Here is a 24639-nt window from a genome sequence, read left to right on the forward strand (position 1 = left end):
ATGCGACTGAAGCTGGTACCCGACAACACGAACTTCGATTTCTTTGGCTATGCCAAGATCACCTTTGGCGCGTCTGTGGTGGCGATGATCCTATCGCTGATCGCCTGGGGCGTGATGGGGCTGAACTTCGGCATCGACTTCCGCGGTGGGACAACCCTGCGAACCGAAGCCACTGAGGCGGTGGACGTGGGCGCTTACCGTGACGCGCTGAGCGCGCTTGAGCTGGGCGACGTGACCATCTCTGAGGTCTTTGACCCCGGCTTTCGCGACGATCAGCATGTGGCGATGATCCGGGTTCAGGCCCAAGAGGGGCAGGAAGCTGCGACCACCGACACGATCCAGACAATTCAGGCGGCGTTGCAGGAGGTATCCCCAGATATCAAGTTCACCTCTGTCGAGTCTGTTGGGCCAAAGGTCTCGGGCGAGTTGATCCAGACGGCGTTTCTTGCCGTGGGGGGCGCGCTGGCGGCGATCTTGATCTACATTTGGCTGCGGTTCGAATGGCAGTTTTCGGTCGGAGCAGTTGTGGCATTGTTCCATGACGTGGTGCTGACCATCGGTTTGTTCTCACTCTTGCAAATCCGCTTTGACCTGCCGGTGGTGGCCGCGATCCTGACGATCATTGGCTATTCCATCAACGATACGGTGGTGATCTTTGACCGCCTGCGGGAGAACCTGCGCAAATACAAAAAGCGTCCCCTGCGTGAGGTGATGAACCTATCCGTCAACGAAACGCTGAGCCGGACGCTGATGACCTCAGGCACCACGCTGCTGGCACTGATCGCACTGCTGATCTTGGGCGGTGACGTGATCCGGGCCTTTGTCTTCGCCATCACATGGGGCGTGATCGTGGGCACCTATTCGTCTGTCTATGTCGCGAAGAACGTCGTCCTGTTCCTTGGCGTGAAACGCGACTGGTCCAAGCCCGACGCGGGCGCGGGCACGCAATTCGCCAATATTGATGCCTGACCTGCTGGCGCAGGCCATCGCCACCTCCGGGGTGGCATGGCTTGCGCTGGCCGTGGTCATTGCGGGACTGGTCCGGGGCTTTGCGGGCTTCGGCTCTGCCATGATCATCATGCCGGTTGCGGCCTCTGTGCTTTCCCCGGTCGAAGCGATCCTATTTATGACCGCTGCCGAATTGATCGGCCCCCTTCCCAATCTGCCAGATGCCCTGCGCCAAGGCGCGCCGCGAGAAGTGGGGCGCTTATTGCTGGGGGTGCTGATCGGCATGCCACTGGGCCTTTGGGGGCTGTCGATGATGTCACCCGAAGGGTTCGGTTGGATCGTCTCCGGCGTGGTGCTGACGCTTCTGGTGCTGCTGCTGGCGGGCTGGCGGTATCATGGCCCACTGGGGGCGCGATTGGTTGTGGGGACAGGCGCTTTGGGGGGCTTCATGACGGGCTTTGCCGGGATCGCCGGGCCGCCTGTAATTTTGCTCTATATGGCCAGCCGAAGGCCCGCTGCAGTAATCCGAGCGAATTTCCTGCTCTACCTGCTGGGGATCGATCTGCTGCTTTTTGCTATGCTGGCTGCGACGGGGCAGGTGGTCTGGTCAGTGCTCATCCTCGGGTTGCTCGCCGGGGTGCCGAATATTATCGCCAATATCATCGGGGCGCGGCTGTTTGATCCGGGCCGAGAGCGGCTTTTTCGCGCAGTGGCCTATATCGTCATCGCCGCATCGGCTATCCTTGGTCTGCCGCTGTGGAATATCTGAGCCTGAGAGGGACATGACATGCGATTGAATGAGATCACCTATACCGACGCCAAACCGATCGACGGCTACGGCCCCGGCTTTTTCCGCATTGGCGGAGAGGTCGTGCAAGGCCCGCAGGTCATCGGCCCCGACGGCATCACCGGCTGGGGCGGTCTGGCCGACGCGGCGCCGGTGCTGGCGCTGGCGGGCAAGGTCGATGTGGTTTTCCTCGGCACCGGGGCGGATGTGGCACATATCCCCGATGACCTGCGCGAGACGCTAGAAGAGGCTGGTCTGGGGATTGAGGTCATGTCCTCTCCCGCCGCCTGCCGCACCTATAACATCCTGCTGAGCGAGGGGCGGCGCATCGCGCTGGCCCTATTGCCGGTCTGAAAGCGGAGCGGCTTCCCCGGTGCAAGTAAGCGATCTCAGCGTGGCGCGCGGCGGGGTGCCTGTGCTCTCGGGCGTATCATTCGTGCTGGCGCCGGGCGAGGCACTGGTGCTGCGCGGCCCCAATGGGGCGGGCAAGACGACGCTGCTGCGCTGTATTGCGGGTCTGCAAGCGCCGTTGTCGGGGCGGATCGAAGGGGCGGAGGACCGCGTGGCCTATGCCGCCCATGCGGACGGGCTGAAATCCATGCTGACGGTGCGGGAAAACCTTAGCTTCTGGTCGCAAGTATTTGGGAACAATGATATTTTATCGGCGCTTGATGGCTATGATCTGCGTCCCTTGTCCGACCGTCTTGCAGGCACGCTTTCGGCCGGGCAGAAGCGTCGTTTGGGGCTGGCACGACTTTTGGTGACCGGCCGTCCGATCTGGGTGTTGGATGAGCCGACGGTCTCGCTCGATGCGGATGCAGTTGCAATGTTCGGCACCGTTCTGCGTGGGCATCTGGCGGCGGGCGGTTCGGCGCTGATGGCTACGCATATTGACCTGGGGATTGACGCACGGGTGCTGGATGTCAGCGCCTACCGCGCCGCGCCCGATGCCGACCTCGGCGCCAGCGACGCGGCATTCCTATGAAGGCGCTGCTGCTTCGTGATCTTCGGCTGGCTCTGCGCGCGGGCGGGGGCTTTGGCCTTGGGCTGGCGTTCTTCCTGATTGTGACGATGCTGGTGCCCTTCAGCGTCGGACCAGAGGGGGCGCTGCTCAAGGTCATTGCCCCTGGTGTGCTCTGGCTCGGCGCGCTGTTGGCCTGCTTGCTGTCGCTTGATCGGCTTTTGGCGCTGGACCTAGAGGACGGCTCTCTCGAACTGCTGCTCACCGCGCCTTTGCCGTTGGAAGGCGCGCTGGCGATCAAGGCTTTGGCGCATTGGCTGACCACAGGGTTGCCGCTGGTGCTGGCGGCCCCATTCTTTGGCGTGATGCTGCAACTCGCGGCTCCCGGTCATCTGTGGCTCTTCGCGTCGCTCGCGCTTGGCACCCCGGCGCTGTCGGTTATCGGCATGTTCGGCGCGGCGCTGACGGTTGGGATCAGACGCGGAGGCTTGCTGCTGTCACTGCTGGTGCTGCCGCTTTATATCCCCACGCTTATTTTCGGGGCCGAGGTCGCGCGGCGCGGGGCGGCGGGGCTGGATCCCAGCACACCGCTCTTGATGCTCGCAGGGCTGACGCTGGCCGTGGTGGCCTTGATGCCATTTGCCGCAGCGGCGGTGCTTCGGATGGGGTTGCGATGACCCCAAGAAATCGTGCATTGAGCACCACCCACCCGCGCGATAGGTAAACTGCATGTCCCTTTGGCAATACGCAAACCCCGTCAAGTTTCTAGCGCTTTCCGAGCGTGTGCAGCCTGTGCTCTGGGCCTTAGCAGCGGTCTTTGTGAGCGCTGGCCTGCTCTGGGGGTTCTTCGGCACGCCCGATGACGCGCGCCAAGGCAGCACGGTCAAAATCATCTATCTGCATGTGCCCGCCGCGCTGATGGCGATCAACGCATGGTTCATGATGCTGGTCGCCTCACTGATCTGGCTGATCCGTCGGCACCACGTCAGCGCCTTGGCGGCCAAGGCTGCAGCGCCGGTGGGGCTGGTCATGACGCTGATCGCGCTGGTGACTGGGGCAATCTGGGGCCAGCCGATGTGGGGCACGTGGTGGGCTTGGGATCCACGGCTGACATCGTTTCTGATCCTGTTCCTGTTCTACCTCAGCTATATTGCCCTGTGGCAGGCGGTTGAGGATCCCGACACCGCCGCTGATCTGACCTCGGTGCTGTGCCTCGTCGGCTCGGTCTTTGCGGTGCTGTCGCGCTATGCGGTGCAGTTCTGGAACCAAGGGCTGCATCAGGGCACCTCGATCCCCGTCGCCACCGGTAACCGAAGCGTGGCGGATGTGTTTTTCTATCCACTCGTGCTGGCGATGATCGGCTTCGGCCTGCTGTTTCTGGCGCTGGTGGTTTACCGCACGGGTACCGAAATCCGTCTGCGCCGCACGGCGGCACTGCGGGCGCGGATGAACAGGGGGGCATGATGCCAGAACTTGGAAAATATGCAGCCGAGGTGCTTTCGGCCTATGGCGTGTCGCTGGTGTTGCTGGGGGCCTTGGTTGCAGTGACCCTGCTACGGGGCCGTGCTGCGCGCCGCGCGCTTGAAGAAACCGAAGCGGAGGCCGGACGCCGTGGCTAAACTCTCTCCCATGATGATCGCCCCACCGCTGATTTTCGCGGCCTTCGTGGCGCTGGCGGCGGTGGGCATGTACCGCGATGACCCTGAGGGGCTGCCCTCTACGCTGGTTGGCCAACAGGCGCCCGCCATGCCCGAGGCCGCGCTGCCCGGCTATCCGCAGGCCACCGACGACATGCTGCGCGGGGGGGAGGTGAGCCTTGTGAACTTTTGGGCCAGCTGGTGCCCGCCTTGCCGGGCGGAACATCCAAAACTGCTGGAAATGCAGGCCGATGGGATGAACATCATTGGCGTGAATTTCAAGGACACCGAAAAGAACGCCACCGCCTACCTAGAAGACGAAAAAAGCCCCTTTGCCGGGGTTGGTTTCGACCCCCAAGGGCGGGTGGCGATTGACTGGGGGGTGACCGCCCCGCCTGAGACGTTCATCGTTGGCGGGGACGGGACGGTGCTGTTCCGCTTTGCCGGGCCGCTGGTCGGCAGCGATTACGAGCAGCGGTTCCTCCCGGCATTGCAAGACGCGCTTAGCCGCTGATCTTGCTTGCAAATTCGACCAGACGTTTGGCCTGAAAGGCGACGGATTTCTTGCCCGTTTCATCTAGCGGGCCGGGCTCGCAGGAATAGCCGTAAGGGTTGCCGCCGTCTTCGAACTTCACCCCATCGGCATAGCCCGGCGGCACGATGATCGCGCCCCAGTGCATCGCTGTGACATAGATCGATTGGATCGTGGTTTCTTGGCCCCCATGCGGGTTCTGGGCAGAGGTTGTCGCCGTGACTGCTTTGTTTGCCAGCGCGCCTGATTGCCACTGCGGCCCCAGCGTGTCGATAAACGCACGGAACTGACTGGCGGCGACGCCAAAGCGCGTCGGGGCAGAGATGAAATAGCCGTCGGCCCATTCCATGTCTTCGGGCTTGGCTTCGGGGATATCCTGCATCTTGTCCAGCTGCTCACGCCAAGCATCCTGCCCATCTACGACAGCCTGCGGGGCGGTTTCTGCACAGCGGCGCAGTCGAACCTCGGCGCCAGCTTCTTCCGCGGCGCGCGCGGCCTCTTGGGCGATGGCGTGATTGGTGCCGTAGGTGGAATAAAAGAGAACGGTAATTTTCGGGCTCATGAGGTGTCCTTCCGCTTGAGTGCATCTGGATCAACGGCCCGCTTGGGTTTCTGTTCCTTAGGTTTGAAGCGAATACTGGGCCGACCAGCCCCGCAGGCGGGCGATGAATTGCGCATCGGTCAACTGGTCCAAAGTACCCTCGGGCGCGGTGAAGCCCGGCAGCGGTTCCAATGCGATGCGCAGGCGGCGCATCTGTTCGGGAAAGGGCGCGACCCGCTGCGCCATCTGGACCATCGCGACAGGAACCCGGCGGGCGGGGTGTTCGGCACTGTAATAGAGCGCGAATTGGGTCGCGTTAAGGTTCGACACCAGATCGGCCAACTCCGGCAGGATGATGGTATTCATTTCTTCGCTATCTGCCGCGAACATCGACGCTTTGGTCAGCAGACCGCGTGCCCGGGCAACAGTGGTGGTCGTTGACAGCACGAAACTGACCGACAGGGTAAGGATCACCATACCATTGACCCCGGCAAGGACGGACAGCACCAGCCAAAAGGGGCTCTCGGTCTGAAAAGGCCCGCCCCCAAGGGTGGAAAGCAAATGGCCCACATAGGCAAAGTCTCTCACAAAGTCAGCAGGGCGGTCGCTTTCTGTCAGCACCACGGCTTCGCGGCTCATCTGAAAGACCAAGGTCCAGCCGAGGGAGACGAGCACGATCCACGTCACCGCAATGGCTGTCATTACCACCGGACCGGAGAGGCGATGGCGGGCGTTGCCCTCTGGCATGATCTTGGAGAAGATAAAGAACGCCGCCCGTGCAACCCGTTCCGACAGGGGTGCGACAGGAGCGGCCCCGATGGCGGTATAAAGAAAATCCAGCAGGACGATAACAAGGATCACCGCGCCCAAAGCGCCGAGTGCGTAGCCTGCTATCATTGCTTTGCCTTCCCAAACGTCACCGTCTTACAGACGCAACCCGTGATCGGCTGGCAGGTTCCCGCGCAGAGGCGGGGGCAAAGAAAAGAAGCGGCCCGTTGGGGGCCGCTCCTTGAATTGTTCCGAGGTGGCGACTGGCGCTTAGGCCGATTTCGCCAAGTTGCGCAGCACGTAGTGCAGCACGCCACCGTGTTCGATGTACTCGATCTCAATCGCGGTATCGATGCGGCACTTCAGCGTGATCTCTTTGGTGCTGCCATCGGCCATTGTGATCGTGCAGGGCACTTCCTGCAGTGGCTTGATCGTGTCCAACCCGCTGATCGACACGGTTTCTTCGCCGGTCAGGCCCAGCGATTTGCGGGTGTCGCCGCCGGTAAACTCGAACGGGATGACGCCCATGCCGACGAGGTTGGAACGGTGGATACGCTCAAAGCTCTCGGCAACCACGGCTTTGACGCCCAGAAGCGCCGTGCCCTTTGCTGCCCAGTCACGCGAGGAGCCCGCGCCATACTGCTCACCACCAAAGATAACCAGCGGTGTGCCGCTTTCCTGATGCGCCATGGCAGCTTCAAAGATCGAGGTCTGCGCGCCATCAGGGCCTTTGGTATAGCCGCCCTCAACGCCGTCCAGCATCTCGTTCTTGATGCGGATGTTGGCGAATGTGCCGCGCATCATGACCTCGTGGTTACCACGACGGGAGCCGTAGGAGTTGAACTCCCGCACTGGCACCTGACGCTCGGTCAGGTACTGACCCGCAGGGGTGGTTTCTTTGAAAGAACCAGCCGGCGAGATGTGGTCGGTGGTGATCATGTCACCCAGCACCGCCAGCACTTTCGCGCCTTCGATGTTGGAGATCACGCCCGGCTCTGGCGACATGCCTTGGAAATAGGGCGGGTTTTGTACGTAGGTCGAGGCCGGCGGCCAGTCGTAAGTCTTGCTGTCCGTGGTCTCAACCGCCTGCCACTTTTCGTCGCCCTTGAAGACATCTGCGTATTTGTCTTGGAAGGCTTCGCGCGTCACGGTCTGTTCGACCAGATCGGCGATCTCTTTCGTGGAGGGCCAGATATCTTTCAGATAAACGTCGTTGCCATCTTTGTCCTGACCCAGCGGGCTGTTGGCCAGATCGTGGTTCATGTCACCCACCAGCGCATAGGCCACCACGAGGGGCGGGGAGGCGAGGTAGTTGGCGCGCACGTCGGGGCTGATGCGGCCTTCGAAGTTACGGTTGCCTGACAGGACCGAGGTGCCGATCAGATCATAATCGTTGATCGCCTTGCTGATCGGCGCTTCCAGCGGGCCGGAGTTGCCGATGCAGGTGGTGCAGCCGTAGCCCACGAGGTTGAAGCCGATCGCATCAAGGTCTTCTTGCAGGCCAGCGGCTTCAAGATAGTGCGACACGACCTGCGAGCCGGGGGCCAACGATGTCTTGACCCAAGGCTTGCGTGTCAGACCCAATGCGCGGGCTTTGCGCGCCACAAGACCCGCACCGATCATCACATAGGGGTTGGATGTGTTGGTGCAGGAAGTGATCGACGCGATCACGATGGAGCCGTCGTGCAGCTGGTAGTGGCCGTCATCCGTGGAGACAAAACCGCGATTGTGATGACCTTCGTCACCGGGGATGTCGCGCGGCTCGGGCTGGCCGCCTTCGCCTTCCCAGCGGATTTCCGAGTTCGCCGAGGTGTCTTTGCCTTCGCGGACGCCTTTGACGTAATCGGCAAAGGCCGTGTGCGCGGAGGTCAGGGCGATGTAGTCCTGCGGACGCTTCGGGCCGGAAATCGCAGGTACGATGGTGCCCATATCAAGGCTCAGCGTGTCGGTGTAGACCGGTGCGTAATCCGCATCGCGCCACATGCCGTTCTCTTGGGCATAGGCTTTGACCAGCGCCACACGATCCTTGTCGCGGCCTGTGTTGGTCAGGTAACGCAGGGTCTCGTCGTCGATCGGGAAGAAGCCACAGGTCGCGCCATATTCCGGTGCCATGTTGGCGATGGTCGCGCGGTCTGCCAACGGCAGGTGATCCAGACCTTCGCCGTAGAACTCGACGAATTTGCTCACCACGCCTTTTTCGCGCAGCATTTCCACGACTTTCAGCACGAGGTCGGTGCCGGTTGTGCCTTCCATCATGCGGCCTGTCAGCTCAAAGCCGATGACTTCGGGGATCAGCATGGAGATCGGCTGCCCCAGCATCGCAGCTTCGGCTTCGATCCCACCAACGCCCCAGCCCAGAACAGCAGCGCCGTTGACCATCGTGGTGTGGCTGTCGGTGCCGACGAGCGTGTCGGGATAGGCCACCTCTTCACCGTTTTGGTCCTTGTCGGTCCAGACGGTCTGGCTGAGATACTCAAGGTTCACCTGGTGGCAGATGCCGGTGCCGGGGGGCACAACGCGGAAGTTGTTAAACGCCTTTTGGCCCCACTTGAGGAAGGTATAGCGCTCGATGTTGCGCTCATACTCGCGGTCGACGTTCATCTGGAACGCGCGCGGGTTGCCAAATTCGTCGATCATGACGGAGTGGTCGATGACCAGATCAACGGGGTTCAACGGGTTGATCTTGTCGGCGTCGCCGCCCAAGGCCACCAGACCATCGCGCATCGCGGCAAGGTCAACAACGGCTGGAACACCGGTGAAGTCCTGCATCAGCACGCGGGCCGGACGGTAGGCGATTTCGCGGGGGTTCTTGCCGCCCTTGGTCGCCCATTCGGCGAAAGCCTTGATGTCGTCCTGAGTGACGGTCTTGCCGTCCTCGAAACGCAGCATGTTTTCCAAAACGACTTTCAGCGCCGCTGGCAGTTTTGAAAAATCGCCCAAGCCCGCAGCCTCGGCGGCAGGAATGGAATAGTAGGCGACTTTCTGGCTACCAACGGAGAGGGTCTTGCGTGTTTTGGCACTGTCGTGACCGACTTGGATTGTCATGGCGGGCTCCCTTCGGGGTCTGATGGGTGGCTAGATTGACGTCTCAATGCCACTAGAGGCGCGGCGGTTCAACTGTTATCAAGCGGGTTCGCGCGATTTTGTATACCATTGTGTACCGAATTTGAAGGGGGAAGCATACTGAGAGCGGCATGGGGGCGCTAACGGGCGTTTCAACAAAGGTTGATTGGTAATTTACCCGTCGGACAGCTAAACCGGGGCCCATAATAATATTTGTCCGTCTGGAATTTTATGAAGCCCCTGATTTATCCCGTTCTCACCGCGTTGATCCTGCTGGCTGCCCCGTTGCAGGCCGAGCAGGATCAGCCTGTGGTGGTCGAACTCTTTACCTCTCAGGGCTGTTCCTCTTGTCCCGCCGCCGATGAAATGCTGGCCGAACTGGCCGAGCGGGAGGATATCATCGCGCTGGCGCTGCATGTGGACTATTGGGACTATATCGGCTGGAAAGACCCGTTTGGCGATCCGGCCCATGCAGAGCGTCAGCGCGGCTATGCCGCCGTGGGCGGGCGGCGCAGCGTCTATACGCCTGAGCTGATCGTGCAGGGGCAGACCGACATCGTCGGCGCCAAACCGATGAAGCTGATGGACGCGGTCGAGAAACACGCTGAGGCCACGCCGCGCGTAGCGCTGGCGATCAGCCGCTCAGGCGATGCCGTTCAAATTGAAGCGGAGCCGTTGGCCGCGGCATCAGAGCCGATGCATGTGCATATGCTGCGCTACTCTCCGATGGAGCGGACCAAGGTCACCCGCGGTGAGAATGCAGGCCATGTCATGGAGCACAGCAATGTCGTCCAAGACTGGCAGGTCTTGGCAGATTGGGACGGGTCGGCACCCCTGTCGCTGCGCGCGAAGGCCGAGGGCGATCTGCCTGTTGTCGTGATCATTCAACGCCAAGAGAAGGGCGGGCCGGGCGCTATTCTGGCGGCAGCGCGCAGCAAATGAGCCGCGGCAGCCGTTACTTCTCGTGCGGACGCCAGCGGCGGTGAACCCAGAACCACTGCTCAGGTGTCTTGGTCACCTGCGCGGTCAGGCTGTCGTTCAGCGCCTGCGTCATGGTCATCGGATCGCTATGCGGTACGGGGGCCTCAAGCACCACGTCAAAGCTCACCCCATCGTCTTGGCGGATGCCGTAAAACGGGATCAACAGCGCGTCATAACGCAGCGCCAGTTCCGCCGCCGAGATCGCCGTGCGGGCAGGTTGGCCGATAAAGTCGAGGATCGGCGCGCGGATGACGTGTTGGTCAAACAGCAGCACCAGCCGTCCGCCCTGTTTCAGATGCCGCACGAAACCCGCCGTGCCGCGCCGCCCTTGTGGGAACACCGGGCCGCCGAAGGCCTCAAGCGTTTTGACGTAATGCGCGTTGAAATAGGGGTTCTTCATCTCGCGGTAGAGCCCGCCGATGTCATAGCCGCGCGCCACGAGGGCCGCCCGCGCCGCTTCGTAATTGCCGTAATGCCCGGTCACGAGGATCACGGGCTGGCCCTTTAGGTTGGCCTCTTCCAGCGCTGCCATGCCGTCGCCGCGCGGTGTGGCCTCGGCCATGCGTTTGGGAAAATCATTGGCCGAGTAGTTTTCGATAAAAGACCGGCCGAGGTTGTTCAGACAACGCGTGGCGATTTCCTTGCGGCGGGCCAGCGGCATCTCGGGCCAGACATGCTCAAGATTGTCGAGCGCGCGGCGACGGTAACCCGCGAGCGGGGCGATTACATGTTGTACCAAAGCGCCAACAAAGCTGAGCCGCGCCTTATAGGGCAGGGCCAAAGCCGTGCGGATGATCCCGACGATCAGCAGATTGCTCAGGTAATGCCGCGCACGGCGGCCAAAGCGGTCGGGGGATTTTTTCTTGCGCTTGGGTTGGTCTGACATGGGGCTCTGACAGGCAGTTGAAGTTTTCTCGACATAGCCTGCACAGACGGGCGCAACAAGTCATGGCGCAAGTCATCAGCCGGGGTCAGCCGCTGTCGGCCCTAGCGTTCCCCGTGTCCGAAGCCGGCCCCTGCCCATCCGGGAGTGGTTAACGCAGGGCAGCAGGGATCGCTCACGCGTCGATCAATTCAGACCGCGCGCGCTGGCGCTGTTGCAAGGTTGTCGCCTTAAGCGGTGGCGTCCGGCACACAGGTGCCGCTGCTGGTGTCGAGTTTCATCCCCTCGGCACAGGTCATGACCTGTTTGTCATGTTCGCAGCCCGATGCGAGGGCGAGGGAGGGGGCCGTGAGCGCCATGAGGGCGCCGAGTGTCAGTGCGAGTCTCATTGTATTGCTCCTTTGACAGGCGCAGACAGGGTACACCCATCTGCGCCAATCTCAAAGCGTTACGATTGACCTATCATGCGCCGAAGACGCGCTTGAAGATCGTGTCGACATGTTTGGTGTGATAGTCCATGTCGAATTTTTCGTTCACGCCATCTTCGCCCAAGGCCGCGACGACCTCTTTATCGGCCAGTAGCAACTCGCGGAAATCGAGGCGTTCTTCCCAGACTTTGAGTGCGTTGCGCTGCACCATAGAATAGGCGTCCTCGCGGCTTACGCCCGCTTGTGTCAGCGCCAAAAGCACCCGCTGGCTCATCACCAGACCGGGGAATTTGTTCATGTTGTCCAGCATGTTCTGCGGGAAAACGAGCATTTTGTCGATGACGCCCGCCAGACGGTGCAGTGCGAAGTCCAGCGTGACGGTGGCATCGGGGCCGATGCCGCGCTCAACCGAGGAGTGCGAGATGTCGCGCTCATGCCAAAGGGCCACGTTCTCCATCGCCGGGATCACCGACATGCGCACCAAACGGGCAAGACCAGTGAGGTTTTCGGTTAGCACCGGGTTTTTCTTATGCGGCATGGCGGAGGAGCCTTTTTGGCCCATCGAGAAGAACTCCGCCCCTTCCAGCACCTCGGTGCGCTGCATGTGGCGGATCTCAATCGCGACGTTTTCGATGCTGCTGGCGATGACGCCGAGCGTGGCAAAGAACATCGCATGGCGGTCGCGCGGGATGACTTGGGTCGAGATCGGCTCAGGGGTAAGGCCCAGTTTCTCGCAGACATGCTCTTCGACGCGCGGGTCGATATTGGCGAAAGTGCCAACAGCGCCCGAGATCGCGCCAGTGGCGATTTCTTCCCGCGCCGCGACGAGGCGGGCGCGGTTGCGGTCCATCTCGGCATAGAAACGGGCGAAGGTCAGGCCCATGGTGGTCGGCTCGGCGTGAATGCCGTGGCTGCGGCCAACACGCACGGTGTCTTTATGCTCAAGCGCGCGTTTCTTCAGCGCTTCGAGCAGCTTGTCCAGACCGACGAGCAGCAGATCGGAGGCACGGACGAGTTGCACGTTAAAGCAGGTGTCTAGCACATCCGAGGAGGTCATGCCCTGATGCACAAAGCGGGCCTCGTCGCTGCCGACATGTTCGGCCAAGTGGGTCAGGAAGGCGATAACGTCATGTTTGGTGACGGCTTCGATCTCATCAATGCGCGCCACGTCAAATTCCACGTCCTTGGCTTTCCACACGGCTTCGGCATTCTCGCGCGGGATCGTACCCAGATCGGCCATCGCGTCGCAGGCGTGGGCCTCGATCTCGAACCAGATGCGGAATTTCGTTTCCGGCGACCAGACGGCAACCATATCGGGACGGGAGTAGCGGGAGATCATGCGCGCACCTTTTCGGGACAGGGGAAGGGTCAGGGGCGGCATAGACTGACTTGGGGTTAAGGACAAGTGTGAGGGGGTTATGGGGTGGTGAGGGCCAGCGCCTGCCCGTGGGTTGGCGATCCAAACGTGGCCTCGTGCCACTTTACGGTGCAGCCTTGGGATGACTTAGCAGACATGCACCCAGCCTTACCAAATCGCCTACCCGTCCGGGCGGGCAGGCGATGGCCCGGCGCCTGCGGCTTGATTCCGGGTTGGGTTGATAAAGTCACCGTACCTAGAGGAGTTCGGTTAGTACCGTCGAACTCCTCTCTAACGTTCGGTGCACTGGGCATTTATCCGCAATCTCCAGCAACCGCTGCCGCTGTTCCTCGCTTAAATCCCCTTCCAGCCGGATACGCCGCCGCCATGTGTCGATCTTCTCCGCCGCACCAGCCCCCGCATCCTGCGCGTGGACCTTGTCGTGGCAGACATCCACGCGCACGCCCGTCAGCGGCCAACCCTTGCGCCGCGCATACATGCGGATCGTCATCGACGTGCAGGCGCCAAGCCCCGCCGACAAAAATCCATAGGGCGACATGCCGCGATTGGTGCCGCCATAGGCCAGCGGCTCATCCGCCAGCGCGTGGTGATGCGGCCCCGCATTCACATCCTGCAAGAAGCCATCGGGGTCGGCTTCGCTTACCCGCACGATCCCTTCGGGCGCACCGGGGGGCGGGGCGGGCGATTTCAGCGCCATATAACGGTCGGCCCAAGTGGCGATGATCTCGGCTGCATATTCCGCGTCGCCTGCGCGGGTGATGAGGTGGTCGGCATCGTCCAGCGTAACAAAGCTTTTGGGGTGTTTCGCGGCCAAGAAAATCTGGCTCGCGTTGTCGATGCTGACGATCTCATCGCGTGGGGCGTGGAGCACCAGCAACGCGGCTTTCAGCTTGGCAATATCCGGGGCCAGGGTGGCCCCTTGGACGTCCTCGATAAAGCCCTGGCTGATGGTAAAGGGCCGCCCGCCAAGGTTCACCTCGGCGCTGCCCTCGGCCGAAATCTCAGGCAGGCTTTCGGCGAAATTATGGGTCACATGGGCCGGATCAAAGGGCGCGCCGAGCGTGGCGACTGCTTTGACATGCGACAGTTGCGCGGCCGCTTTCAGCACCGCCGCCCCGCCGAGTGAATGACCGATCAGCAGCGCCGGGGCCATGTCGCGGCTGGAAAGGTAGCTGCAAGCGGCGATCAGGTCATCAACATTGGAAGAAAACGACGTGTTCTCAAACTCGCCGCCCGAATGCCCCAGCCCGGTGAAATCAAACCGCAGCACCGCGATCCCCATCGCCGCCAGACGCCCCGCGATGCGCCGCGCGGCGGGGATGTCTTTGCCGCAGGTAAAACAATGCGCGAAAAGGGCAGTCGCCAGATGCGGCCCCTCGGGCATGTCCAGCCGTGCGGACAGTTCCGTGCCATCTGGGCCGGGGAAGGTAATGCGTTCGATGGCCATGTGGCTCTCCAATTTGCTTGCCGTAAAGGTGACATGTTCAGCGGTCTGATCAAGGGGCGAGGCGGCACGCTCACCCAAGCGTGACGGGAAAGCATTCTGCGTGATCGCATTTGCCCCGCCTTGTTGCTTTGTATACGACTTGAGCGAAACACCTGTCGGAGAACAACCTTGGCCCAGCCCCCCAAACCAAACCTGCACCCTGCCACCATCGCGGCCCAGGCCGCCGGGGCCGTCGATCCAGCTTCCGGTGGGGTTGTGCCGCCGGTGCAATTCGCCACCACCTATCTGCGGGACGAGAATTACGATCTGGTGAACCCCGCCAATGTCTACCTACGCTCGCATAACGAGAACACCCGCGTGGCCGAGCGTATCTTGAACGCGCTCGAAGGGGCCGAAGAGACGCTGATCTTCCCCTCGGGCATGGCGGCCATCGCGGCGGTGTTTCGCACCGTGCCCAATGGCGCGAGTGTGGTGGTGCAGAGCCAAATTTATTGGGGCACAACCAAATGGATCCGTGATTTCTGCACCCGTCGGCAAATTGCGCTGCATGAGGTGGATGCGAGCGACCTTGACGCCTTCGACGCGCTTTGCCGTGCCGAGAAGCCTGACCTGTGCTTGATCGAAACCCCCTCGAACCCATGGCTGCGGATCACCGATATCGCCGGGGCCGCCGCCGCCGCGCATGAGGTGGGTGCGACGCTGGTCGTCGACAGCACCGCGGCCTCTCCGGTGCTGAGCCACCCGCTGGAGCATGGCGCGGATATTGTCATGCATTCGGCGACCAAAGGGATTAACGGCCATTCCGACGTTTTGGCCGGGTCTTTGGCCACCAATAACGCGGGCGCGGCGCGCTGGCAGATGATCCGCGATGACCGCAACGAGGCGGGCGCTGTAATCGGCCCGATGGAGGCATGGTTGCTGGCCCGCGGGATGCGCACCCTTCCGCTCAGGATGCGCGAAATGTCGCGTAACGCTATGATCTTGGCAGAGTTTTTAGTGGACCACCCGCAGGTGGAACAGGTTATGTACCCCGGCCTGCCGGTCCATCCCGGCCATGCCCTAGCCGCGCAGCAAATGAGCGGCGGGTTTGGCGGGCTGTTGTCCTTTGTCGTCAAAGGCGGGGCCGAAGCGGCGCTGAAAGCGGCGGGGCGGTTGCAGCTTTTCCACCGCGCCACCTCGCTCGGCGGGGTCGAAAGCCTTGTCGAGCATCGCCACACGATTGAGCCGCACACCGGCATCCCCGAAGGGCTGCTGCGGCTGTCGGTCGGGATCGAGGATGTCGAAGACCTCGGTGCTGATCTGGGTCAGGCCCTCGGCCAGTAAAAATCTTCTGGCCGCGGGTTTCTGCGGCCAGTTTTGCCTATGGCGGCCCTATTCTACCGCGGCTGTCTGTGCCACTCTGACGCGAATTCTGCGTTACGCTTGAACAGGATGACGGAACCAACACCATGCGCCTGATGCTGATCTGTCTGAGCCTGCTGGCGCTTTCGGCCTGCGAAGGGCGGCAATCTGTTCTAAACCCCGCCGGGCGCGACGCGCAGGATGTGCTGTCGCTCATCTGGGTGATGTTCGGCGGGGCGGTGCTGCTTTGGTTCACGCTGGGGGCGATCTTTGTCTATGTGACCCGCGTGGAGCCGCGCGAGATGCCGCGCCGCTGGGGGGAGATGCTGATCGTCGGCGGCGGGGTGATTTTCCCGGTGATCCTACTGGGCGCCTTGCTGACCTACAGCCTGCCGATGATGGAACCCCAACGCGACGCGGAAGAGGGCCTCAAAGTCCATATCACCGCCGAGCAATGGTGGTGGCGCGTGGACTACGAACTGCCCGACGGCAGCCGCGTGACCTCGGCCAATGAGTTGCGGCTGCCTACGGGACGGCGCACCGGGCTGGTGCTGAACGCGCATAAGGTGATCCATGCCTTTTGGGTGCCCGCCCTTGGCGGCAAAGTTGATATGATACCGGGGCGCGAAACCTATCTGTCGTTCCTGCCCGAAGAGCCGGGCGTTTACCGGGGGCAATGCGCCGAATTCTGCGGCGCGTCCCATGCATTGATGGCATTCGAGACGGTGGTGATGACACCCGAAGACTTTGCCGAGTGGTTGACTGCTGAGGCCGAGGCAGCCGCCGCGCCCGCCAGTGGAGAGGCCGTTCGTGGGGCGCAGGTCTTTGCCCGCGAGGGCTGCGGCGCTTGCCATAGCGTGCGCGGCACGCGGGCGGTGGGGCAGGTAGGGCCGGATCTGACCCATGTTGGCAGCCGAAAAAGCATCGGCGCTGGCATTCTGAACGGCAGCGAAGAGGACTTCGCCCGGTTCATCGCCCATACTGAAAGCCTGAAACCCGAGGTCGCCATGCCAAGCTATGACCACATCGCGCCCGAGGACCTGCGCGCGCTGGTTGCTTATCTCAAGGGGCTGACATGATAAAACCCGCAACGCTCCCCGTGGCCGAAGGGCCGTATCCGCCAAGCGAAGAGGCGCTGGCCAAACCGGTATCAGAAGCCGAGCAACAGCGCGGCGCCGAGGAGTTGCGCGCGGTGTGGAAGACGCCGGAAGGCTGGCGCTATGTCACTGCCGTCAATAACTCCGAAGTGGGCAAATGGTATGCGCTGACGGCGCTGGCCTTCATGCTGATCGCAGGCGTTCTGGCGCTCTTGATGCGGGTGCAACTGGCCTTTCCAGACTTGACCTTTTTGGACGCGGATCGGTTTAACCAGTTCTTCACCATGCACGGCTCGGCGATGATGTTTCTTTTCGCCGTGCCGATGTTCGAGGCAATCTCGATCCTGTTGCTGCCCGCCTTCCTCGGCGCGCGAGACATGCCGTTTCCCCGGCTATCTGCGTATGGGTATTGGTGTTTCCTGATTGGCGGCTGTTTCGTTTTGGGCTCATTGCTGTTTGATGCCGCGCCCAAGGCGGGCTGGTTCATGTACCCGCCGCTTGCCACCAAAGAAGAGGGGATCGGCCCCGATGTATGGCTTTTGGGGCTGAGCTTCATCGAAGTCGCCTCCATCGCCGCGGCGGTTGAGTTGATCGTCGGCGCTTTAAAATGTCGTCCGCCGGGGATGCGGGTCAACATCATGCCGCTCTACGCGTGGTATGTGCTGGTGGTGGGGGGCATGATCCTGTTCGCCTTCCCGCCGCTTATCGCTGGGGATTTCCTCTTCGAGCTGGAGCGTTCCTTTGATTGGCCGTTCTTTGACCCCACGCGCGGCGGTGATCCGATCCTGTGGCAGCACCTCTTTTGGATCTTCGGGCATCCGGAGGTTTATATCGTCTTCCTGCCCTCCATTGCCATCGCCGCGATGATCGTGCCCACCGTCGCGCAGCGGCCCATCGTGGGCTATTCTTGGATCGTGCTCAGTGCTGTCGGCACCGGGTTTCTTAGCTTCGGTCTTTGGGTGCACCACATGTTCACCACTGGGCTGCCGCAGATTAGCCTGGGCTTCTTCTCGGCGGCGTCTGAGGCGGTGGTGATCCCCACAGGCATCCAGATCTTCGCCTTTGTCGCCACACTGATGGTGGGACGGGTGAAGCTGACACTGCCGATGCTTTGGATCGCCGGCGCTCTGGCAATATTTGTAGCAGGCGGGCTAACGGGCGTGATGCTGGCCATCGTGCCGTTCAATTGGCAGGTGCATGACACCTATTTCATCGTGGCACATCTGCATTACACGCTTTTCGGCGGTATGGTCTTCCCAGTGATCGCGGGGGTCTATTATTTCTATCCTTTCATCGCCAAGAAACTGCTCAGCGAACGCTTGGGCCTCTGGGCGTTCTGGCTGATCTTCTCGGGCTTCAACATTACCTTTCTGCCGATGCACCTAACCGGGTTGATGGGCATGCCGCGGCGGGTGTTTACGTACCCCGAAAGTTCCGGCTGGGGCTGGCTTAACCTGATCTCGACGCTGGGGGCTTTCATCATCGCGGCGGGCTTTGCCGTGTTCCTTTACGACCTGCTGCGCCCAAAAAGGGCACAAGGTGAGATCCCGCGCAATCCGTGGGGCGCGGGCACGCTTGAGTTCTCCCATGAAGTGCCAGAGGAAGCATGGGGCGTGCGCTCGGTCCCGCATGTGACCTCGCGCTATCCGCTGTGGGATCAGCCGCAATTGGTCGAGCGGATGGACGCGGGCCGCTACTATCTGCCCGATGCGCCTGATCACCAGCGTGAGACCATCGTGACCAGCGTGATCGACGCCAAGCCCTTGCATGTGCAGCGTGTCACCGGACCTGCGTGGATCACAATTCTCGCTGCGGGTTTCACCGGCGGCGCGTTCATCTTTCCGACCTTCCACATCTACACACCCGCCATCATCTGCGGGGCCTTCGCCGTCGTCTGCATCATGTATTGGCTATGGACCAGTACCGCTCGCCCTCCGAAGGAAGAGATGCGCGATGCGGGGCTTGGCCTGCGCCTGCCGACCTATGCTTCTGGGCCCGACTCCGTAGGCTGGTGGGCTATGTGGATCACCATGTTGGGCGATGCCACGGCCTTTGCCAGCGTGGTTTTCGGGTTCTTTTTCTACTGGACCGCACGGCCTGATTTCCCGCCCGAGGGGGCGCTGCATCCCATGGGCCATTGGGTCGTGTTGGCAGCGCTGGCGGGCGTGGCCGCTTGGGCGCTGACGCTTGCGGCGCGCGAGGCGAATGTGCGCGGGAACGTCGCGCTTGCCCGCGTGGCGCTGGTCTTGGCGCCCTTGGCCGCTGTGGTGGCAGGCGTGGCCGCTTGGGCCGCCGTGCGCGAACTGGACCCGACTTCCCATGTCTACCCCGCGATCCTTTGGGCGCTGATGGTCTGGCTGGTGGCGCATCTGAGCGCGGGCGTGTTGATGCAGGGGTATTGCTTGGCCGGGAGCGTCTTTGGCAAGCTGACCCCGCGCCACGACGCGGACCTGCGCAATGTCACCCTTTATTGGCATTTCATGGCTGTCAAAGCGCTGGTGACCGCCGCGATCTTGGGCCTCGCGCCGGGGTGGCTGACATGAGCGACATCCGCGACGAAGAAGACGCCCATGAGTTCCGCGCCGAGGCGCTGAGCCTGTGGCGGATCACCTTCAGCCCGCTGATCTGGGCGGTGCATTTCGTGACTTCTTACGGGGCGACCGCGCTGGTCTGTGCCAAGGGCGGGACCGGGGCGGTGGCGCTGCTCCGGCTGGGCATCGGCATCGGCACGGTTTTTGCATTGACGCTGATCCTCTGGCTGGCGTGGGGGGCATGGCGGCAATGGGATTTGCGGCGCGACCGGGAATGGGAGAATGACGCGGGCACAAGCGAAGACCGCCACCAGTTCCTCGGCCATGCGGCGTTTTTGTTGGCGGTGATCTCTTTCATCGGGGTGGTCTATGTCTCCCTGCCGGTGCTGCTGATCGGCGGCTGTGGATGAGGGTGGGGCTGGGATATGCCGGGCTTGCTCTGCTGGCGGTGCTCTGGCTTTTGCCGCTGGGGCAATGGCTTGGCGCGGATTTCCCGCATCACATGCTGCGGCATATGGGGCTGGTGGCTGTGGTGGCGCCGCTGCTGGTGTTGGGCTTTCCCAAGGTAACTGCGGTATTCGCCCTGTCGCCGCTTTTGGGCGCGGTGGCTGAGTTTGTCGTGGTCTGGGGATGGCATCTGCCCGCGTTGCACGGCTGGGCCGATGGCGGATGGCCGGGGTTGGTGCTTGAACAGCTAAGTTTCGCTTTGGCCGGGTTGCTGGTCTGGGCCGGGTGCCTGCGCGGCGAGCCGCTGGCGGGGGCAGGCGGGCTGCTGCTGACCTCCATGCATATGACGCTGCTGGGCGCGCTGATTATCCTTGCCCCGCGTGACCTCTATGCTGCGATCTGTGGCCGTGCGCCGGATTTGGACGCGCAGCAGTTGGGGGGGCTTTTGATGTTGGGGATCGGCACGCCAATTTATCTGGTCGCAGGATTGGCGTTGGTCGCTAGGGCGCTGGAAGACAAAAGGGAAACGGCATGAAGCGGGTGGTTCAAACCCTCGCCGCAGTGGCGGCTGGCGGGTCCATGGTGGCGGTCTTGATCGTGACAATCGGGCTCTACAACGTCTCGGCTCGTGAGGGGCATATGTGGGGGGTGACCTGGCTAATGCACACGACCTTCAAGCAGTCGGTCAAACTGCGCGCGCCGGGGCCAAAGGAGGTGCCAGATGACCTTAGCGCGCCGGATCGCGTGACACTTGGGGCGCTGCATTTCAAATCCGGCTGCGCCTTCTGCCATGCGCTCCCCGGCCAGCCGCAAAGCGCCACGGCTCAGGCGATGGAACCGACGCCGCCGCATATCAGCACCATCACCGATTGGACGCCCGGTGAGATGTTTTGGATCATCGACGAAGGCGTGAAAATGACTGGCATGCCGCATTGGCCCGCCAAGGATCGCGACGATGAAGTTTGGTCGGTCGTGGCCTACCTGAACGCGCTGCCTGACGCGGCGGGGCAGGTGGCGCTGGCGGGTGAAGGGCGTGGCCGGGCAAGTTGCGCAGAGTGTCATGGCGAAAGTGGTGAGAGCGGCAACAGCTACATCCCCCGGCTTGACCTGCTGACCCCCGGCCAAATTGCAGAGGCGCTGCGTCAGTACCGTAGCGGTCAGCGGCCCAGCGGGATCATGCGAGAGGCGGCGATGGCGCTGAGCGACAGCGAGATCGCCACCTTGGCGCAGACGTTCGGTTCTTCCAAAGGTCCACGGCAGCAGTCTGAACCTGCGCCCGAGGCCACAACCCCCGGCGCGCTGCTGGCGCAACGTGGCACTGGCCATGTGCCTGCCTGCACCGTCTGTCACGGTCCGGGACGGCAGGCCGATGCGCCCATCGCACCACTGCTGACTGGGCAAAGCCGCGACTATCTGGCGGCACAACTCAAACTTTGGCGCGACGGGCATCGCGGTGGTGGGGCGCGGGCGCATTTGATGCGCAAGGCCGCGCAGGATTTGAGTGATGCGGATATCGCAGCCTTGGCGGACTATTTCGCGGGGCTTCCGGCTGAGTAGCCCTTAGCCCTCAGACCAAGTCTGCAACTTCTCGATCACCCCATCGGTCAGCGATTGCAAATCGTTTTGCACCGCCAGTGCCGGGCAGGGCTGATCCAGCCGCGCGGCCATATCGCCCATGCGGAAGCCATTGGCGCTGTCGAGTTTCTCTAACTCCTCCCAAGTCACCGGTACGGCCACCGGCGCACCGAGGCGGGCGCGGAGGGAATAGGGCGCGATGGCCGTGGCCCCGCGTTCGTTGCGCAGCCAGTCGATGAAGATGCGGCCCTTGCGCTTGGCCTTGGACATGGTCGCGACATAACGTTCAGGATTTTGCGCGGCCATGACATGAGCGAAGGTCTTGGAGAAGAGCTTGACCGTGTCCCAGCCGCGTGTACGGCGCAAAGACAGCCAGACGTGCACACCCTTGCCCCCAGTCACGATAGCCCCCGATTGCAAGCCGAGCGCGGCCAGCGCATCGCGCAGCTCAAAAGCCGCGGCGCTCACATCGGGCCAGTCCAACCCCTCATCTGGATCAAGGTCAAAGACTAGCCGGTCGGGGCGGTCCAACCGGTCCACCCGGGCGCCCCAGATGTGATACTCCAAACTGCCCATCTGCGCCGCGGCAATCAGGCTGTCCGGCCGCGTGGCATAGAGGTAATCCGCTGCGTCGCCGTCACTTTCTTCGATCGAGACCCGTGACAGCGCATCGGGCATCCCGCCGCTGTCGTGCTTTTGAAAGAAACATTGCCCGTCGATCCCCGAAGGGCAGCGGAACAGCGACAGTGGGCGGTGGCCGATCAGTTCGATCATGCGGGGGCCAACGCGCTCGTAATGCCGTGCCACATCGCCCTTGGTGCAGCCCGCATCGGGGAAAACTTTGCGGTCGGCGTTGCTGATTTGAACGCCGCCGACCTTGCTGTCGTCACCCATCTCAGGCTCCTCTAGCGGTTCTTCCACAGTCACTTGGGCTGCCTCCTTGTCGTGACGCAGCCCCAAAAAACTGCCGTGCCGGATCACACCATCGTCGGTGAATTCGGTGAAATCCACCTCCGCCACCAGATCGGCGCGGACCCATTTGGCATCGCGGGCGACCTCGGGCGGAACGTCACTCGCGGGCGGGGTTTTGCGGGCGGTCATGGCGCGAGAGAGGTCGTCCATTGCCTCTGCCGAGAACCCAGTGCCGACGCGACCCTTATAGCGCAATTCGCCCCCTTCATGGCTGCCAAGCAACAGCGAGGCAAAGGCGCGGCCCTTCTTGTCGGAAGGGGAATAACCGATGATGACGAATTCCTGCCGCCTGGTGCATTTGACCTTGAGCCAGTTTTTGCTGCGTCTGCCGGAATAGGGCGCGTCGATGCGCTTGCTGATGATCCCCTCGGCCCCGGCCTCGCAGGCGCGTTTGAAAACTTCGGGGCCGTGGCCGACCACATGTTCGCTCAGGCGCAGCGCCCCACCTGCGGGCACGCCAGAGAGCAGTTTTGCCAGTCGTGCGCGGCGGTCTTCTTGTGGGGTGTCGCGGAAATCTTCGCGATCGAGCGACAACAGATCGAATGCATAAAACACCAACGGATGCCCTTCCTTCAATGCGCGTTGCAGCGAGGAAAAAGCCGAACCTTTAATCTTGGCCGCCATGACTTCGCCATCCAGCAGCGCGCTGTCACAGGGCAGCACGTCGAAGGCACGGCCAAGTGCACCGAACTTGTCGGTCCAATCCTTGCCCGTGCGGGTATAGAGCCGCGCACCTGTCTTGCCGAGGGAAACCAGACAGCGATAGCCGTCAAACTTCGTCTCATGCATCCAACCCTCGCCCTCAGGCGCGTCACTGACCAGAGTGGCAAGTTGCGGTTTAACGAAAGCAGGATTTTTGCCTTTCCGCGTAGGACGCGCATCAGTAACCTTCTTCGCGGGTGCATCTTTGGCGATCTCGGACATCGTGCGGCCCGTCGTGATCGACCGCGCGGTGCCCTTAGTTAGTCCGTCGGGCTGATCGGTCGCGTAGTCGTCGCGTTCTTTGACCAATAACCAGTTTTCGCGCTTTTCACGGCCGCGCATACGCACCAACGTCCAGCCGCCCTGCATATGCTGGCCTTGCAGCGTGAACTTTAGCTTGCCGTCGTTCAATCCTTTGGTGACATCACCTTGGGGCATCCAAGTGCCATGGTCCCACAGCATCACCGTGCCGCCGCCATATTGGCCCTTCGGAATGGTCCCCTCGAACCCGCCATAGTCAAGCGGATGATCCTCTGTCCGCACGGCAAGGCGCTTTTGCTGCGGGTCGAGGGAGGGGCCTTTCGTGACCGCCCAACTGAGCAGCACCCCCTCCCACTCAAGGCGAAAGTCGTAATGTAGCCGAGTGGCGTCATGCTTTTGGACGACAAAACTTTGCCCTGCGCCCGCGCCAATCTGGCCACGTGGTTCGGCGGTCGCCTCGAAATCACGTTTGGCGTTGTAACTGGCGAGCTTGTCTGCAGGTTTTGCCATCACGAGGCCTTTTTGCGCGGTGCCTTCTTCTTGGACCCAGACTTCGCGCCGCCCGCGTCTTTCAGGCTCTCTTTCAGCGCGCTCATCAGGTCGATGACGTTCTCGCCCTCAGCGGGGCCATCATCGCCGGTCTGCACGCGCGGTGTTTTTTTGTTTTTCACCTTGGCGTCCAAAAGCTTTTGCATCGCTTCGGCGTATTTGTCGGTATAGGCGGAAGCGTCGAAGGGCGCGGACTTCTTGTCGATGAGCGAGGTGGCAACTTCGAGCAGTTCCTTGTCGGTCTTGTCATCCTCAATATCGGTAAAAATCTCATCCGCTTCGCGCAGCTCATCAGCGTAGTGCAGCGTCTCCATCAACAGGCCGTCACCGCAGGGTTTAACGCAAGCGAGGTATTCTTTGCCGCGCATGGTAACCTGGCCCAACCCCACCTTGTTTGCTTGGCGCAGCGCGTCGCGCACAACGCGGTAAGCGTCTTGGGCCAAATCATCTGAGGCGGTGATGTAATAGGGCTTGTCGAAGTAGAGTGGGGAAATCTCGCAGGCATCGACGAATTGTACCAATTCGAACGTCTTCTTCGTCTCAAGCTTGATCTGATCCACTTCATCGGGGTCTAGCAGGATATATTCGTCACTGCCAACTTCGTACCCCTTCACGATGTCTTCGGCCTTTATCGGCCCGATGCCGGGAACTGATTTCTCATAACGGATGCGTTTGCCCGAGGGTTTATGAATTTGGCGGAAAGAGACCTTTGAACTGGTTTTTGTGGCCGAGAATATCTCGACCGGGATCGATACAAGCGAAAGGCGAAGCTGTCCTTTCCAGAGTGCGCGCGGTGCCATGGTATCTCTC

At 61.9% G+C, this 24639-nt stretch carries 24 protein-coding genes; 15 read left to right on the top strand and 9 right to left on the bottom strand.

The genetic code is table 11. The features are described 5' to 3' along the window. From secF to WNY61_RS10225, 8 genes are read left to right on the top strand one after another with little or no spacing between them, the layout of a single operon-like run. The gene (secF, locus tag WNY61_RS10190) at positions 1–969 is read left to right on the top strand and encodes a protein translocase subunit SecF (RefSeq protein ID WP_342851337.1); all 969 of its coding nucleotides are present in this window, start codon (positions 1–3) and stop codon (positions 967–969) included. Next, the gene (locus WNY61_RS10195; RefSeq protein ID WP_342851338.1) at positions 962–1717 is read left to right on the top strand and encodes a sulfite exporter TauE/SafE family protein; all 756 of its coding nucleotides are present in this window, start codon (positions 962–964) and stop codon (positions 1715–1717) included. The genes secF and WNY61_RS10195 overlap by 8 nt, the downstream gene beginning before the upstream one ends. An 18-nt stretch (positions 1718–1735) precedes the next feature. Beyond that, positions 1736–2089 (top strand): Mth938-like domain-containing protein, encoded by a 354-nt coding sequence (locus WNY61_RS10200; RefSeq protein ID WP_317389565.1) that lies wholly within the window; start codon positions 1736–1738, stop codon positions 2087–2089. Between the two features lie 19 nt (positions 2090–2108). Continuing rightward, positions 2109–2720: a heme ABC exporter ATP-binding protein CcmA gene (gene ccmA / locus WNY61_RS10205; protein ID WP_342851339.1), complete on the top strand. Its 612-nt coding sequence runs from the start codon at positions 2109–2111 to the stop codon at positions 2718–2720. Next, the gene (gene ccmB, locus WNY61_RS10210; RefSeq protein ID WP_342851340.1) at positions 2717–3373 is read left to right on the top strand and encodes a heme exporter protein CcmB; all 657 of its coding nucleotides are present in this window, start codon (positions 2717–2719) and stop codon (positions 3371–3373) included. The genes ccmA and ccmB overlap by 4 nt, the downstream gene beginning before the upstream one ends. Positions 3374–3425: 52 nt before the next feature. Continuing rightward, positions 3426–4160: a heme ABC transporter permease gene (locus tag WNY61_RS10215; RefSeq protein ID WP_342851341.1), complete on the top strand. Its 735-nt coding sequence runs from the start codon at positions 3426–3428 to the stop codon at positions 4158–4160. Further along, complete coding sequence (gene ccmD / locus WNY61_RS10220) at positions 4160–4315, top strand: heme exporter protein CcmD (protein WP_342851342.1); 156 nt, start codon at positions 4160–4162, stop codon at positions 4313–4315. Before WNY61_RS10215 ends, ccmD begins: the two co-directional genes overlap by 1 nt. 13 nt (positions 4316–4328) lie before the next feature. Continuing rightward, a complete protein-coding gene (locus tag WNY61_RS10225; RefSeq protein WP_342851429.1) occupies positions 4329–4847 on the top strand; it encodes a DsbE family thiol:disulfide interchange protein in 519 nt (172 codons plus the stop codon). Here the strand turns inward: WNY61_RS10225 and WNY61_RS10230 are convergent. From WNY61_RS10230 to acnA, 3 genes are all read right to left on the bottom strand, one after another. Continuing rightward, positions 4837–5427, bottom strand: a complete 591-nt coding sequence (locus tag WNY61_RS10230) for an NAD(P)H-dependent oxidoreductase (RefSeq protein ID WP_342851343.1) — start codon at positions 5425–5427, stop codon at positions 4837–4839. The genes WNY61_RS10225 and WNY61_RS10230 overlap by 11 nt on opposite strands. A gap of 57 nt (positions 5428–5484) precedes the next feature. Next, entirely contained in the window at positions 5485–6303 is an 819-nt protein-coding gene (locus WNY61_RS10235; protein WP_342851344.1) for a hypothetical protein, read from the bottom strand. Positions 6304–6444: 141 nt separating this feature from the next. Beyond that, entirely contained in the window at positions 6445–9219 is a 2775-nt protein-coding gene (gene acnA / locus WNY61_RS10240; RefSeq protein ID WP_342851345.1) for an aconitate hydratase AcnA, read from the bottom strand. A gap of 249 nt (positions 9220–9468) precedes the next feature. Here acnA and WNY61_RS10245 point away from each other — a divergent pair, with 249 nt between their 5' ends. Then, positions 9469–10179: a DUF1223 domain-containing protein gene (locus tag WNY61_RS10245; protein ID WP_342851346.1), complete on the top strand. Its 711-nt coding sequence runs from the start codon at positions 9469–9471 to the stop codon at positions 10177–10179. Between the two features lie 13 nt (positions 10180–10192). Here WNY61_RS10245 and WNY61_RS10250 read toward each other — a convergent pair whose 3' ends face one another. From WNY61_RS10250 to WNY61_RS10265, 4 genes are all read right to left on the bottom strand, one after another. Continuing rightward, entirely contained in the window at positions 10193–11104 is a 912-nt protein-coding gene (locus tag WNY61_RS10250; RefSeq protein WP_342851347.1) for a lauroyl acyltransferase, read from the bottom strand. A gap of 227 nt (positions 11105–11331) precedes the next feature. Beyond that, complete coding sequence (locus tag WNY61_RS10255) at positions 11332–11490, bottom strand: hypothetical protein (RefSeq protein WP_342851348.1); 159 nt, start codon at positions 11488–11490, stop codon at positions 11332–11334. Between the two features lie 73 nt (positions 11491–11563). Then, positions 11564–12868 (bottom strand): adenylosuccinate lyase, encoded by a 1305-nt coding sequence (gene purB, locus WNY61_RS10260; protein ID WP_342851349.1) that lies wholly within the window; start codon positions 12866–12868, stop codon positions 11564–11566. Between the two features lie 274 nt (positions 12869–13142). Beyond that, positions 13143–14354: a bifunctional alpha/beta hydrolase/OsmC family protein gene (locus tag WNY61_RS10265; RefSeq protein WP_342851350.1), complete on the bottom strand. Its 1212-nt coding sequence runs from the start codon at positions 14352–14354 to the stop codon at positions 13143–13145. Positions 14355–14522: 168 nt separating this feature from the next. Between WNY61_RS10265 and WNY61_RS10270 the strand changes: the two genes are divergently transcribed. The 6 genes from WNY61_RS10270 to WNY61_RS10295 all read left to right on the top strand — a co-directional run bounded on the left by WNY61_RS10270 (position 14523) and on the right by WNY61_RS10295 (position 21327). Then, positions 14523–15677, top strand: coding sequence for an aminotransferase class I/II-fold pyridoxal phosphate-dependent enzyme (locus WNY61_RS10270; protein WP_342851351.1), 1155 nt, complete (start codon positions 14523–14525; stop codon positions 15675–15677). A gap of 125 nt (positions 15678–15802) precedes the next feature. Then, complete coding sequence (locus tag WNY61_RS10275) at positions 15803–16774, top strand: cytochrome c oxidase subunit II (protein WP_342851352.1); 972 nt, start codon at positions 15803–15805, stop codon at positions 16772–16774. Next, positions 16771–19335 carry a cytochrome c oxidase subunit I gene (ctaD, locus tag WNY61_RS10280; RefSeq protein ID WP_342851353.1) on the top strand — a complete coding sequence of 855 codons (2565 nt, stop codon included), beginning with the start codon at positions 16771–16773 and terminating at the stop codon, positions 19333–19335. Before WNY61_RS10275 ends, ctaD begins: the two co-directional genes overlap by 4 nt. Next, positions 19332–19733: a hypothetical protein gene (locus tag WNY61_RS10285; RefSeq protein WP_342851354.1), complete on the top strand. Its 402-nt coding sequence runs from the start codon at positions 19332–19334 to the stop codon at positions 19731–19733. Before ctaD ends, WNY61_RS10285 begins: the two co-directional genes overlap by 4 nt. After that, the gene (locus tag WNY61_RS10290) at positions 19730–20305 is read left to right on the top strand and encodes a cytochrome c oxidase assembly protein (RefSeq protein WP_342851355.1); all 576 of its coding nucleotides are present in this window, start codon (positions 19730–19732) and stop codon (positions 20303–20305) included. The genes WNY61_RS10285 and WNY61_RS10290 overlap by 4 nt, the downstream gene beginning before the upstream one ends. Continuing rightward, positions 20302–21327, top strand: a complete 1026-nt coding sequence (locus WNY61_RS10295; protein ID WP_342851356.1) for a c-type cytochrome — start codon at positions 20302–20304, stop codon at positions 21325–21327. The genes WNY61_RS10290 and WNY61_RS10295 overlap by 4 nt, the downstream gene beginning before the upstream one ends. A gap of 3 nt (positions 21328–21330) precedes the next feature. Here the strand turns inward: WNY61_RS10295 and ligD are convergent, their stop codons facing one another. Beyond that, positions 21331–23790, bottom strand: coding sequence for a DNA ligase D (gene ligD, locus WNY61_RS10300; RefSeq protein WP_342851357.1), 2460 nt, complete (start codon positions 23788–23790; stop codon positions 21331–21333). After that, entirely contained in the window at positions 23790–24629 is an 840-nt protein-coding gene (locus WNY61_RS10305; protein WP_342851358.1) for a Ku protein, read from the bottom strand. The genes ligD and WNY61_RS10305 overlap by 1 nt, the downstream gene beginning before the upstream one ends. Between the last annotated feature and the right edge of the window lie 10 nt (positions 24630–24639).

Source organism: Sulfitobacter sp. AS92 (genome assembly GCF_038900015.1).
Taxonomy (GTDB): domain Bacteria; phylum Pseudomonadota; class Alphaproteobacteria; order Rhodobacterales; family Rhodobacteraceae; genus Sulfitobacter.